At 69.3% G+C, this 13,419-nt stretch carries 9 protein-coding genes; 5 read left to right on the forward strand and 4 right to left on the reverse strand.

Features of this window, described 5'->3' with window-relative positions:
• A partial coding sequence (locus tag VML93_RS38450; RefSeq protein ID WP_414686252.1) for a 2-oxoglutarate dehydrogenase E1 subunit family protein occupies positions 1–94 on the reverse strand: 94 nt, incomplete at its 3' end.
• A gap of 245 nt (positions 95–339) precedes the next feature.
• The gene (locus tag VML93_RS00665; RefSeq protein ID WP_325606611.1) at positions 340–1,095 is read right to left on the reverse strand and encodes a hypothetical protein; all 756 of its coding nucleotides are present in this window, start codon (positions 1,093–1,095) and stop codon (positions 340–342) included.
• A 287-nt stretch (positions 1,096–1,382) separates the two neighbouring features.
• On the opposite strand from VML93_RS00665, the gene VML93_RS00670 reads away from it, so the two are divergent.
• Together VML93_RS00670 and VML93_RS00675 are read left to right on the forward strand one after the other, a co-directional pair.
• Positions 1,383–3,122 carry an MFS transporter gene (locus VML93_RS00670; protein WP_325606613.1) on the forward strand — a complete coding sequence of 580 codons (1,740 nt, stop codon included), beginning with the start codon at positions 1,383–1,385 and terminating at the stop codon, positions 3,120–3,122.
• A gap of 193 nt (positions 3,123–3,315) precedes the next feature.
• Positions 3,316–3,975 carry a PE family protein gene (locus VML93_RS00675; protein WP_325606615.1) on the forward strand — a complete coding sequence of 220 codons (660 nt, stop codon included), beginning with the start codon at positions 3,316–3,318 and terminating at the stop codon, positions 3,973–3,975.
• Between the two features lie 22 nt (positions 3,976–3,997).
• Here the strand turns inward: VML93_RS00675 and VML93_RS00680 are convergent, their stop codons facing one another.
• Entirely contained in the window at positions 3,998–7,411 is a 3,414-nt protein-coding gene (locus tag VML93_RS00680; RefSeq protein WP_325606617.1) for a TM0106 family RecB-like putative nuclease, read from the reverse strand.
• Positions 7,412–7,563: 152 nt separating this feature from the next.
• On the opposite strand from VML93_RS00680, the gene VML93_RS00685 reads away from it, so the two are divergent.
• Complete coding sequence (locus VML93_RS00685; protein WP_325606620.1) at positions 7,564–9,411, forward strand: PE family protein; 1,848 nt, start codon at positions 7,564–7,566, stop codon at positions 9,409–9,411.
• A gap of 22 nt (positions 9,412–9,433) precedes the next feature.
• Here VML93_RS00685 and VML93_RS00690 read toward each other — a convergent pair whose 3' ends face one another.
• On the reverse strand, positions 9,434–9,955 hold the full coding sequence (locus VML93_RS00690) for an LppP/LprE family lipoprotein (protein WP_325606622.1): 522 nt from the start codon (positions 9,953–9,955) through the stop codon (positions 9,434–9,436).
• A gap of 219 nt (positions 9,956–10,174) precedes the next feature.
• Here VML93_RS00690 and VML93_RS00695 point away from each other — a divergent pair, with 219 nt between their 5' ends.
• Positions 10,175–11,860: a DEAD/DEAH box helicase gene (locus VML93_RS00695; RefSeq protein ID WP_325606624.1), complete on the forward strand. Its 1,686-nt coding sequence runs from the start codon at positions 10,175–10,177 to the stop codon at positions 11,858–11,860.
• A 350-nt stretch (positions 11,861–12,210) separates the two neighbouring features.
• Positions 12,211–13,350 carry an acyltransferase gene (locus VML93_RS00700; protein ID WP_325606625.1) on the forward strand — a complete coding sequence of 380 codons (1,140 nt, stop codon included), beginning with the start codon at positions 12,211–12,213 and terminating at the stop codon, positions 13,348–13,350.
• Positions 13,351–13,419 lie beyond the last annotated feature (69 nt).

The raw sequence follows: 13,419 nt of genomic DNA on the forward strand, positions 1-13,419 counted from the left end.
TCGGATCGACCGAGGAAGGGTCGTCGCGGAACTTGCGGTACATCTCCTCGACCAGCCATTCGTTTTGCCCGAATGGTGAACCTGTGGTGCTCACGGCCGCTGTTCGCCTCGATTCTTTTATCCTGCAACGTCATTGCAAACGCTGTTGCGCGACGCCTGCCAACCGGGGCATCCCAGTCGGCGGGGCATTCTCAAACCTGCGGCGGCCCGGAACTGCACCGCCTCATAAAGGCTAGCGCTTCGCCAGCAATTCGCGAGAGAGACCAGCGAACAGTGATCCGGGGCCAGACCTGCCCTACTATCGGCCACGCTGGCGTGACGCTCGGCGAGAGACCTGGGTCAGCCGGCTTCGTGGATGGCCGGCAACAGGTGCAGGGTGACCGGCCAGCGCGCCGGCGGGATGCCGAACGCCTGGCGAGAGTTGTTGACGATCTTCTTGCCCACCATGCGGTTGCCCACCCCGCCCACCGCGGCGCCGACGCCGACCGGCAGCATCTTGCCGAACATCAGCGCGCCGCGCTTCATCGCGTACCGCTTGACGGCGTACTTGAGCAGCTTGCTGTTCAGCCGCGACAAGCTCGACATCGGCAACGACGCCATGCCCTCGGCCAGCCAGCCGCCGTTGGTTCGGCCCGGGCCGATCAATTCGCCGATCGCGCGCCTGCTGTCGTCGCCGACCAGGACGGCCAGCACCAGCGCGCGGCGCCGCTCCCGGTGATCGGCGGGGATGCCGTACACCTCGGCCGTCGCCAACACGAAAAGGGCGGTGGCTTCCAGGAAGAACACCGTCTCCCCGGCGCCGGCGGAAAGCGCTGTCAACGTCCCGACCCCGGGGAACGTCGCGGCCGAACCCACCGCCGCGCCGCTGGCGGTCAGCGCGGCCAGATACCGCTTTTCCAGCCGGAAGGCGATTTCGGCGGGGCCGGCGGCGGGGTGTGCGCGCCGCAGCCGCGCCACATACGCCTTCGCGGCCGGGCCCTGCACGCGCGAGCTTCGCTCGATGACCTGCGCCAAAGCGCGCGCAGACGCTTTGGGTCGGTCGTCCGTGGTGGCCGGCATCTGGTCCGGGTTGGACCTGCTCCGTCGGGCGCTCATAGTGCTTCTCCTGGATATCGCTAGTCCCTTGGTAGTCCCTAGGCTAACGCGCATTCGGCCATTCGAGTGCCCAGCCGAGAACCGACGGGCTGTTTGCCCGCGCGGGTCTGATCCGGACGGATATAGGGTCAGGGGCGAAGTCGGGTGTTTGTCGGCCGAAATGAGGGGCATTTACCCGCGTACGCGCTGGCTAACCGGCCTGACCTGTCCGCCGACGCCGGCGGGCGCCGGGTGCCCGGTACCCGCGAGTGAACCGCGAATGGACCCCGAACGGACGAGGTGGATCGATGAGCACGGTTTGGGCGCATCGGTCCGGGGCACACGGGACTGACCTGCGGAACAACCCGTGGAACACGCTGTGGGCGATGATGATCGGCTTCTTCATGATCATGGTCGACTCGACCATCGTCGCCATCGCGAACCCGACCATCATGGCCGACCTGCACACCGGCTACGCCGCGGTGGTGTGGGTGACCAGCGCCTATCTGCTGGGGTACGCGGTGGTGCTGCTGGTCGCCGGCCGACTCGGTGACCGGTTCGGCCCGAAGAACCTGTACCTGATCGGTCTGGCCGTCTTCACCGTCGCCTCGATGTGGTGCGGGCTGTCGGGCAGTGTCGCCATGCTGATCGCCGCCCGGGTGGTGCAGGGCGTCGGCGCCGGGGTGCTCACCCCGCAGACGTTGTCGACGATCACCCGGATCTTCCCGCCGGAGCGCCGCGGCGTCGCGACGAGCGTGTGGGGCGCCACCGCCGGAGTCGCCACCCTGGTCGGGCCGCTGGCCGGCGGCGTGCTGGTCGACGCGCTGGGTTGGCAGTGGATCTTCTTCGTCAACGTCCCGATCGGCATCGTCGGGCTGGCGCTGGCGATGCGGCTGGTCCCGGCGCTGCCCGTCCAGACGCACCAGCTCGACCTGCTCGGCGTCGCGTTGTCGGGCGTGGGCATGTTTCTCGTCGTCTTCGGGCTGCAGCAGGGCCAGGCCGCCCACTGGGACCTGTGGGTCTGGGCGGTGATCGTCGCCGGTACCGGGTTCATGGCGGCGTTCGTCTACTGGCAGGCGGTGAACCCCGGCGAGCCGCTGATCCCGCTGGGCATCTTCGCTGACCGCGAGTTCAGTGTGTGCAGCGTCGGGGTGGCCCTTGTCGCGTTCGCGACGACAGCGGTGATGCTGCCGTTGACCTTCTATACGCAGGGGGTGTGCGGGCTGTCGCCGACGCGCTCGGCCCTGCTGATCGCGCCGATGGCGATCGGCAACGGTGCGCTGGCGCCGTTTGCCGGGAAGATCGTCGACCGCCATCACCCGCTGCCCGTGCTCGGCTTCGGCTTCTCGGCGCTGGCGATCTCACTGACGTGGCTGTCCGCGGAGATGGCTCCCGGAACGGCGATCTGGCGGCTGGTGCTGCCGTTCTTCGGAATGGGGGTCGGGATGGCGTTCGTCTGGTCGCCGCTGACCGCGACCGCCACCCGCAACCTGCCGCCGCAGCTGGCCGGCGCGAGCTCCGGGGTGTACAACGCGATCCGCCAGCTCGGCGCCGTGCTGGGCAGCGCCGGCATGGCCGCGTTCATGACGTCGCGGATCGGTGCCGAGATGCCGTCACGCACCGGGGCCGGTGCAGCAGGCGGCCTGCAACTGCCCGAATTCCTGCGCGGGCCGTTCGCGGCGGCGATGTCGCAGTCGGTGCTGTTGCCCGCGTTCATTGCGTTGCTCGGTGTCGTCGCCGCACTTCGCCTGGTCGACTTCGGGTCCGCCGCGGCCATGCGCGCGCCGGTCGACGAGGACGACGACGTCGCCGACGAGGACTACGACGACGATCCCTACGTCGAGTACATCCTCCTGTGGGAGCCGGACGTCGACGAGGATGGCAGCGGGCGGGCGCCGGGTGGCTTCGCCCGCAACGGCTTTCACGTCGAGCATGCGGCGCGGTTCCGGCCTGCCGCCGAATCTTCGGCGCGTTCGCCGGCACCGCGAACGGCGCGTCATCGTCCTCGTCTCGACGACCCCGCCGGCTACGGTCGTCATTCGGTTTAGGACGCGCTAGCCGTCTGTTTCATCTGAATCCCGCATGAAACTGCGGCATTGCTGGGCAACCGAATTCGGTGGACGTACATTGCGCTGCGTCGTTCGCGAGATTTGCTTCTTTTGAGGTGACGCCGTGAGGTGACGGGAGCCTGAAGATGTCGACTTCCCTGATCGCAGCACCCGAGGCCGTGGCGGGGGCCAGGTGGATTTGAGCGGGATCGGGGAAGCGATCAGGGAAGCGGCCGCAGTGGCCGCGCCGTCCACGACGGGGATTGTTCCGGCCGCCGCTGATGAGGTGTCGGGCGCGATTGCCCGGCTGTTCGGCGGCTTTGCACAGGATTTTCAGGTATTGCACGCGCAGACCGCGGAGTTTCATGCCCGGTTTGTGCAGCTGATGGGTTCCGGTGGCGCGGCGGAGGCGGCAAACGCGTCGCCGTTGCAGGATCTTGAGGCGTTCAACCTGGTCAAGTTGCTGACGGGGCGGCCGTTGTTCGGCGACGGCGCTGACGGGGCGCCCGGCACTGGAGACGCCGGCGGCGACGGCGGATGGATTGTCGGCAATGGCGGCAACGGCGGGTCCGGCACCACCGCCGGCGATGGGGGTGCTGGTGGGGCGGGCGGGTCGGCCGGACTTTGGGGTGCTCGCGGCGATGGTGGGAATGGGGGTATGGCGACAGCGGTCGGCGGCCTGGGCGGGCAAGGCGGCGGAGGGGGCCATGGCGGTCCCAGCGCCACCGGGCAAGGCGGCCTCGGCGGGCCGGGCGGCTACGGTGGCCCAGGCGGATACGGCGGCAATGGCGTCGTCATCGGCGGAAGTGGCGGCCATGGGGGCGACGGAGGCGACGGCGGTGACGGCGCCTAACCCGCCGCGGCTCAGCGCCCTCCTAGCCCGCCTCGGTCAGCGCCAGGAACGCGCCCAGGTCCACCAGACCGGCGGGTGCGGCGGGCAGGTACTCGGTCAGCATCTCCGAACGCACAATCACCGCCCTGTACTGAGCCCGGCTCACGGCGACATTGAGCCGATTCCTGTTGAGCAGGAACGAGATTCCGCGCGGCACTTCGTCGATGGACGACGCCGTCATCGAGATGAACACCACCGGCGCCTGCCCGCCCTGGAACTTGTCCACCGTCCCGACCCGGACCCCGCCCAGCCCGGCCATCCCTAGCCGTCGGCGCAGTAGCGCAACCTGGGCGTTGTAAGGCGCCAGCACCAGCACATCGGATGCGGCCAACGGCCGGGTGCCGCGTTCGTCGGTCCACGACGCGCCGAGCAGCCGTGCGATCTCGGCGGTAATCGCGTCGGCTTCCTGCGGGCTGTCGATCGAATTGCCCTGGTGGCGAACGGCAAGCACGTGCACGCCGGCTTCATACCCGTCGAGGCGGCGCGCGGCGGTGCGCTCGACATGCGAATGCAGGCGGCCCCCGTAGGCCAGCATCGAGACCGCCTCGCACACCGCCGGGTGCATCCGGTAGGAGAGGTCCAGGAAGTAGCCGCGTTCGTCGGGCAGCGTGCGCTGACCGTCGACCAGCCAGTCCAGTGCGGAAGTGTCGACCGGTTCGGGATGGGTGCCCTGACTGACCTGCGGCAGCTGCTGCGGGTCTCCGAGTAGCAGCAGGTTGGCGGCCGACGGCGCCACGGCGATGGTGTTGGCCAGACAGAACTGGCCCGCCTCGTCGATCACCAGCAGATCCAGGCTGCCCGGCGGCACCCGAGCCGGATTGGCGAAATCCCATGCCGTGCCGCCGATCACGCAGCCCGGGGTGTCGGTGACAAAGGCGGCGTAGGCAGCGGCGTCGATCTGTTGCCAACGTACGGTGCCACCGTCGTACGGCTTCTTCGCGACCCGCGCCGGATCCAGGCCGGCGTCGATCACCCCGTTCAGCACGTTTTCCACCGCGGCGTGCGACTGCGCGACCACGCCGATGCGCCAGCCATGTTCGGTGACCAGCCGCTTGATCACGTGTGCGGCGGTGTGCGTCTTACCGGTACCCGGCGGTCCGTGCACCGCCAGGTACGACGAGTCCAGGTCCAGCGTCGCCGCGGTGATGTCGGTGAGGATATCGGCGCTGCGCGGTAGCCCGCTGCCGCTGCGGGTGCGGGGCGGGTCGCGCAGCAGAATGTCGAACAGCGCGGTGCGGGGGAGTTGCGGCAACCCGGCGGCGACGGCGGCGGCCGTCGACTCGATCGACGCCTGCTGGGCCTTCGCCGGCCAGGGCGCGCCCGGGGTGAGCGCGAACGGCAACTGGTCAAAGGTGTTGCCGTCCTTGCCCGTTCGCTCCACGATGACCACTTCGGTGGGCACCATCGGGTCGTCCACCGCGATCACCTCAGCCTTGCCCGCCGCCCGACCGTCGGGGCTGTCGTAGAGCGCGAACACGTCCGTCGCGAGATCGCCGCGGGCCAGCTCACCGCGCAGCCGCACCCGCCGCTGCGGCTTGCGAGCCCCCGGCGGTGTGTGCCAGTCGGCGACGACCTCGGTGCGCTCGACGTCGGCGACGAAGACATCGGTGTTGTCGGCCCATTCCTCGACGGGGAAGTTCAGCCGGTCGAAATGTGCCCACCAGAACGGCTTGTCCTCGCGGCGGTGATAGCCGCGTGCGGCGGCCACCAGGGCGACCGCGGTCTGCTTGTCAGTGCGTTCGCCGGCCGCGGCATCGCCGGTGAACTTCGCCAGCGACGCCGCCAGCTGGTCGTGGTCTTCGATCTTGGCGCCGTCGGGAACCGGTTGGGCGCCGATCGGTACGGCACCGGCTTCCCAGGCGCGCAGCACCAGCCAGTCACGCAGTTCGCGAGTGGACCGGCAGTCGTAGTGGTTGTAGTCCTCGACCTCTTTGAGCACCGTCGCGGCCTCGTCGACGCGGCCCTCGGCGCCCAAATCGCAGTAGCGGGCATAGGAGGTGATGGAGTCGGTGGCCGTGGTGACCTCACCGGATCGCAGGTCGGCGCCCATGTACAGCGGCTCGAGCGCCTTCAGGCTGCACGACTCCGCGCCGGCGCGAATGCTCTTGCGCACCAACGGGTACAGGTCGACCAGCACGCCGTTGCGCAGCAAGTCATCGACGTCGTCCTCGCCGACGCCGTACCGTCCGGCCAGCCGCAACAGCGCCGTCTTCTCGTACGGCGCGTAGTGGTAGATGTGCATGTTCGGATAGCGCCGACGGCGCTTGGCCACATAGGCCAGGAAGTCGGTCAGCGCCTTGCGCTCGTCCACCCGGTTGTGCGCCCACAGCGGGCGAAAGGACCCGCCCGCTTCCAGGACGCCGAACAGGTACTCCAGACCCCAGTCGCGCCCGTCGGCCGTCCACAGCGGGTCGCCCTCGAAGTCGAAGAACAGGTCACCGGGATCGGGTTCGGGCAGCAATGTCAGCGGCTGCGGGTCGGCGATCTCGTACTGCGGTGTGCCGGTGTCGCGTTGCAGGACCTGCAGTTTGGCCTGGGCGGTCAATTTGCCGACGGCGCTGGGCGCCAGGCCGGGCACCGGGCCGCAATGGCCGGCCAGCTCGGTGATGGTATTGAGTCCGGCGTCAATGAGCTTCTCGCGCTGGCTTATTCGCATTCCGGCCACCAGCAGCAGATCGTCGGCCGCGCGCAACTGCTCACTGCACAGCTCACAACGCAAGCACGCCCCCACCCGCTCGTCGTCCCAGCACACGGCGGCGCCGGCGGCGAGGTGATCGTCGAGCAGGCGCTGCACCAGCGCGCGTTGGGCCCGATAGACCGGGATCAGGTCGCACAGGCGATGGCGGGTGACGGTCCCGTCGCCGAGTTCCAGCTCGGCCTCGGGCGCCACCGCGACGCCCGAACGCGCCAGCGTGTCGGCGTAGGCCGCCAGCTGCAGCAACGCCGGCACCTTGGCGGAGCGGGCCAACTTGGTGTCCACCACCCGGTATTGCTCGCCGTCACGCACCAGGAAGTCGGCGAAACCGACGAAACGCCCATCGAACATGGCGGCCTGGTACACGACCGGAGCGCCGTTGGCGATGGCGCGCCGGGTGGCCTCGGCGGCGGCCGTCAGCCCCGCTTGTGTGTATGCCGGGCGGCCGATGACGGCGACCTGATCACCGAATTCGTCGCGCAGCCGGTCCAGCCGGCGTCGCTCATGGTCGTCACCCAGCGCGGCGGTTCGGCCCAGCAGTTCGTCGTCAACGCTGACCGCCGGACCCCGGCCGAGTTTTGCGTCGAAAGCCCGTAACAGGGCGTACTCGCAGCGCGCAGCGGCGGCCAGATCCGACGCGCTGTAGACGGTCCTTCCGTCGATGACGAACACAGCAGCCACTGTAGGTAAGGACACCGACATTTTTTTGGTCCGACGACGCCGACCGAGGCCCCAAACTCCCGCTCGAGATTGCAGTAACGCACTACTGAACTCGTCCCATCCGATGCGGGTGACGATTCGGATCGCGGACTCATCTCCGACGGGAGAGCGGATGGCCGGACGGGAGCACAGCAATGTCATACGTGATTGCGGTACCAGAGATGCTGGCGACGGCAGCGGAAGATGTGGCGGCCATCGGCTCGTCGCTCGGCGCGGCCAATTCGGCGGCTGCGGCCCCGACGATGGGTGTTCTGGCTGCCGGAGCCGACGAGGTTTCGGCGGCGCTTGCGGCGCTATTTTCCAGCCACGGCCAGCAGTTTCAGGCACTGAGCGCCCAGGCCGCGTCGTTTCACGCCCAGTTCGTCCAGACCCTGAATAGCGCGGGGGGCGCCTATGCGGCCGCCGAGGCGGCCAATGCTTCGCCGATGCAGGCGGTGCTGGCTGCGGTCAATGCGCCCAGCGCGGCGCTGACGGGGCGTCCGCTGGTGGGCAACGGCGCTAATGGGTTGCCGGGAACCGGGAATCCCGGTGGGGACGGCGGTTGGCTGTTCGGCAACGGCGGCAACGGTGGTTCGGGCGGTGCGAATGCCCCCGGCGGCAAGGGCGGGAATGCAGGACTTTTCGGCACCGGCGGCAATGGCGGTGCCGGCGGATTCGGGGGCGGCACCGGTGGCGCCGGCGGCAACGGCGGCCTGGTGTTCGGTGCCGGCGGCAGCGGCGGCAGCGGCGGAGCAACCCTCTTCCAGGGCGGGACCGGAGGAGCCGGGGGGAACGCCGGGCTGTTCGGCACCGGTGGCACCGGTGGCACCGGCGGACAGGGCAACGCCGCCGGGACCGGCGGAGTCGGTGGGCGCGGCGGCCTGCTCGGGCTCTTCGGCTCTGCCGGCACCGGCGGTGACGGCGGGCTCAATGGTGGGACCGGCGGCGCCGGCGGGGCTGGCGGGCTGTTCAGCGCTGGTGGCGCCGGCGGCAAGGGCGGCTCCGGCATCGTCTCGAGCATGGCCGGGGGGACCGGCGGCGTGGGCGGTGCGGGCGGCCTCTTCGCCGGCGCCGGCGGTGTCGGCGGGGCCGGCGGCGCGGGCTTCGACGGTGGTGGCGGTGGTACCGGCGGGGCCGGCGGCAACGCAGGCATATTGTCGGGCGGCGTCGGCGGCACCGGCGGCACCGGCGGCATCGGCGTGAACGCTACCGGCGGCACCGGGGGCCAGGGCGGGAGCGGCGGACTGTACGGTACCGGCGGCGCCGGCGGCAGCGGTGGGACTGGCAGCGGTGCCGGGGCGGCCGGGGGGACCGGCGGGATGGGCGGCGCGGGCGGCATCTTCGCCGGCTCTGCCGGTAGCGGTGGTGCCGGCGGCGCGGGCGGCGACGGTGCCGCCGGGAGTACCGGCGGGGCCGGCGGCAACGCAGGCATCTTCTCCGGCGGCTCCGGCGGCTCCGGCGGCTCCGGCGGTCTCGGATTGCACGCGACTGGCGGGCTCGGGGGCCAGGGCGGAGGCGGCGGGCTGTTCGGTTACGGCGGTGCCGGTGGCACCGGCGGGGCGGGCAACGGTGCCGGGATCGACGGCGGCGCCGGCGGGGCCGGCGGCAACGGCGGCGTGCTGCTCGGCGCAGGCGGGGCCGGTGGCGAAGGCGGGGATGGAACCGTGGTGGGCGGAGCCGGTGGGATGGGCGGCAATGGCGGTTTTCTGTTCGGCGCCGGGGGCAGCGGCGGCATCGGCGCGTTCGGCGCTGTCGGCGACGGTGGGGCCGGCGGCGCCGGAGGCAAGGCCGGCCTGATCGGCAGCGGCGGCAACGGCGGCGCCGGCGGGGAAAGCGTGAGTCCGGCCACCACCGGTGGCAAGGGCGGGAAGGGCGGCGACGCGACGCTGATCGGCAACGGCGGCAATGGCGGCAATGGCGGAGTTGGCCCGACGCTCGGCCCGGGCGGTGCCGGCGGCAACGCCGGCCTGATCGGCGTCGACGGAATAGCTGGGTCGCCCTAGCCGCGCACCCAGCAGGTATGCCTCAGCCGCGGGCGTTGGCGATGAGCTCCACTCCGTTGCCGTTCCACCGGAATTTGACCTCGCTCTTCAAGCCGAGGCCGTTGGCATACGTCAGCGCGACCGTGTCGCCGGTGCTCTGCGTGCCGTCAATCCCGTTGAACCCGTAGGTGTCCGGCACTCCTTGCGGGATGTACTTGCCGAGATGGAACATCACCGCACGGGTGGTGGGATTGTCCCCGTTGGTGTTGGCCTTGATCACCACCGCCGACAGCTGAGCGCACTCGTTGTAGTTGCCGGCCAGCGGCTCGGGGTTCCAGGCTTGCTGGCTACGCGGATCGCGGGGCAACTCCGAGACCACCTTGGCGATCGTGGGCGAGCTCAGGTTCACCGCACACGGGTCCGCCGGCGCACTGCTGGTCGGGGGAGCGGCCGCGCCGGACGTCGGGCCCGGCGTTGCGGCGACCGAAGCGCTCGGCGCAGTGGTTTTGGCTTGTGGCGTCTTGGCGACCGTGGAGTCTCCCGAGCCGCAGCCCGTCAACGTCATTGCCAGAAGTAGACCCGTCGGCAGCCCTGCGCGGCGTAGCGACCACACACCGCGCACGGTACCGCGATCAGGCCCGCGGGTGCGGCAGGCACGCCCGCCTCCGCCGTCGCGAGCGTGCGCAAATGTACGCGTGATGCGGCGTGTCACTGTACATCTGCGCACGCTCGCCGGGGTGCCCCAGCCCGTCGCGTGTCCAGCACCACTAAGCTTCCAGGTCAAATGGACCTTCCCGACACCTTCGCCGACCTGCAGATTCATCCCAAAGTCCTGCGGGCGATCGCCGACGTCGGCTACGAGTCACCCACGGCCATCCAGGCGGCGACGATTCCGGCGCTGATGGCCGGCTCCGACGTAGTCGGACTGGCGCAGACCGGCACCGGAAAGACGGCGGCCTTCGCGATCCCGATCCTGTCCAAGATCGACGCCACCAGCAAGGCAACCCAGGCGCTGGTGCTGGCCCCGACGCGTGAGCTGGCTCTGCAGGTGGCCGAGGCCTTCAGTCGCTACGGGGCCCAGCTGCCGCAGATCAACGTGCTGCCGATCTACGGCGGGTCGTCCTACGCGGTGCAACTGGCCGGTCTCAAGCGCGGTGCGCAGGTGGTGGTCGGCACCCCCGGCCGCATCATCGACCACCTCGAACGCGGCACCCTGGACCTGTCGCGAGTGGACTACCTGGTGCTCGACGAGGCCGACGAGATGCTCGCGATGGGCTTCTCCGAAGACGTCGAGCGCATCCTGGCCGACACCCCGGAATACAAACAGGTAGCCCTGTTTTCGGCGACCATGCCACCGGCGATCCGCAAGATCACCAGCAAATATCTGCACGACCCGTTCGAAATCACCTCCAAAGCGAAAACCGCTACGGCGGAGAACATTTCGCAGCGCTACACGCAGGTTGCCGGGCCCCGCAAGATGGACGCCCTGACCCGGGTCCTCGAAGTCGAGCCGTTCGAGGCGATGATCGTGTTCGTGCGCACCAAGCAAGCGACCGAAGAGGTCGCCGAAAAGCTGCGTGCCCGAGGGTTTTCCGCCGCTGCCATCAACGGAGACATCCCGCAGGCCCAGCGGGAACGGACCATAACCGCGCTACGGGACGGCAGTATCGACATCCTGGTCGCGACCGACGTGGCGGCCCGGGGCCTGGACGTGGAACGCATCTCGCACGTGCTCAACTACGACATCCCGCACGACACCGAGTCCTACGTGCACCGGATCGGACGCACCGGCCGGGCCGGGCGGTCGGGAACCGCGCTGCTGTTCGTCTCGCCGCGGGAACGTCACTTGCTCAAAGCCATTGAAAAGGCCACGCGGCAAACGCTTACCGAGGCCGAACTGCCCACCGTCGAGGACGTCAACGCGCAACGGGTGGCGAAGTTCGCCGATTCCATCACCGACGCGCTCGGCGCCCCTGGGATCGAGTTGTTCCGCAGGCTGGTCGAGGACTACGAACGCGATCACGACATCCCCATGGCCGACATCGCCGCGGCGCTGGCGCTGCAGTCGCGTGACGGGGGTGAGTTCCTGATGGCCCCCGACCCGCCGCCCGAGCGGCGAGAACGCCGTGAGCGTCCGGATCGTCCCGAAAAACCAAGGCAAGTAAGAGATTTCGCCACTTATCGGATCTCTGTAGGTAAGCGACACAAGATCGGGCCGGGCGCGATCGTCGGCGCCATCGCCAACGAGGGAGGTTTGCACCGCAGCGATTTCGGCCACATCGCGATCGGCCCGGATTTCTCCCTGGTCGAGCTGCCGCCCAAGCTGCCCCGCGCCACGCTGAAAAGGCTTGAAAACACCCGTATCTCCGGCGTATTGATCGACCTTCGTCCGGAGCGGTCGTCCAACCGCGGATCCGACAAGGGCCGCGGTCGGGCCGACGGCAAACCGCGCAGACAACGGACCGACTGACATAGTTCGCCATGGGCATTCGGGTGGCCAGCTCGCCGAGACTGCGGTGAGGGTGTGGTTTGGGGCGCTCAATCGCGATCTGTGTGCAGTCTCGGCGCCCCCAGTGCAGTCTCGGCGCTCCCGGCGGAGGCGGGGCGTGCCTCGCGTGGGCATTCGGGCGACGAGCTCACCGAGACTGCAATGAGGGCGTGGGTTTGTCGCCCAGGCCGCCGCCAACGCCGCGGCGGCAACCCAAAATGCGGGCCAGCGGGCGTCAGATACGCCGACTGCACCGCGACCCCACTAAACTCCGGGACGATGACCCTCCTGGAGCATGCCGGCGTCGGCAATCCACGCCCGAAACACCTCGGATGACCCTGTCTGAGGAGCAGGACGCCCAGGGGGGGCTCGAGCAGACTTCACACGTCGATCGGGTCGCGTCGTTGACCGGTATCCGCGCGGTCGCTGCCCTGCTGGTCGTCGGCACCCACGCGGCCTACACCACCGGCAAGTACGTCCAGGGCTACTGGGGCCTGGTCAGTGCCCGGTTGGAGATCGGCGTTCCGATCTTCTTCGTGTTGTCCGGCTTCCTGCTGTTCCGCCCATGGGTGAAATCGGCCGCCACCGGCTCCCCGCCGCCGTCGCTGAGTCGCTATGCGTGGCACCGGGTTCGGCGCATCATGCCCGCCTACGTCATCACCGTGCTGTTCGCCTACGTGCTGTACCACTACCACGAAGCGGGACCCAACCCCGGGCACAGCTGGCTGGGACTGTTCCGCAACCTCACGCTGACGCAGATCTACACCGACGGATACCTGGGCAAGTACCTGCATCAAGGCCTGACCCAGATGTGGAGCCTGGCCGTGGAGGGCGCCTTCTACGTGTTGCTCCCGCTGCTGGCCTACCTGCTGCTGGTGGTGCTCTGTCAACGCCGCTGGCAGCCCAAATTGGTGGCGGGTGCGCTGCTGGCGCTGTCGCTGATCAGCCCGGGCTGGCTGATCCTGGTGCACGCCGATCACTTCTTCCCCGACGGCGCCCGGCTGTGGCTGCCCACCTATCTGGCGTGGTTCCTCGGCGGCATGCTGCTGACCGTGCTGCAGGCGATGGGGGTGCGGTGCTACGCATTCGTGGCGATACCGCTGGCGGTCATCTGCTATTTCATCGTCTCCACCCCGATCGCCGGTGCGCCGACGACCTCGCCGGCGTCGCTGAACGAGGCGCTGTTCAAGACTGTCTTCTACGCCGTGATCGCGGCCTTGGCGGTGGCGCCGCTGGCACTGGGCGACCAGGGCTGGTACTCGCGGCTGCTGGCCAGCCGGCCGATGGTGTGGCTGGGTGAAATCTCCTACGAGATCTTCCTGATCCATTTGGTGACCATGGAGTTCGCCATGGACTACATCGTTCGGGCGCACGTCTACACCGGCTCGATGCTGTATCTGTTCGTCGCGACGCTGGCGGTGACGATCCCGTTCGCCTGGCTGCTGCACCGCTTCACCCGGGTGCGGGACTGAGCCAGCGCGGCTGCACGCGGGCCCGTCACTTGGATAGGTTATCCTGCCCTAAGTTGGCGACCGTTTGCG

The sequence above is a fragment of the Mycobacterium sp. genome, assembly GCF_035499775.1.
Lineage (GTDB): Bacteria > Actinomycetota > Actinomycetes > Mycobacteriales > Mycobacteriaceae > Mycobacterium.

Excerpts from the sequence above, each read along its gene's own strand:
- VML93_RS00665 (WP_325606611.1), bottom strand. The coding sequence starts at position 1,095 with ATGAGCGCCCGACGGAGCAGGTCCAACCCGGACCAGATGCCGGCCACC.
- VML93_RS00670 (WP_325606613.1), top strand. The coding sequence starts at position 1,383 with ATGAGCACGGTTTGGGCGCATCGGTCCGGGGCACACGGGACTGACCTG.
- VML93_RS00680 (WP_325606617.1), bottom strand. The coding sequence starts at position 7,411 with ATGTCGGTGTCCTTACCTACAGTGGCTGCTGTGTTCGTCATCGACGGA.
- VML93_RS00685 (WP_325606620.1), top strand. The coding sequence starts at position 7,564 with ATGTCATACGTGATTGCGGTACCAGAGATGCTGGCGACGGCAGCGGAA.
- VML93_RS00690 (WP_325606622.1), bottom strand. The coding sequence starts at position 9,955 with ATGACGTTGACGGGCTGCGGCTCGGGAGACTCCACGGTCGCCAAGACG.
- VML93_RS00695 (WP_325606624.1), top strand. The coding sequence starts at position 10,175 with ATGGACCTTCCCGACACCTTCGCCGACCTGCAGATTCATCCCAAAGTC.
- VML93_RS00700 (WP_325606625.1), top strand. The coding sequence starts at position 12,211 with ATGACCCTGTCTGAGGAGCAGGACGCCCAGGGGGGGCTCGAGCAGACT.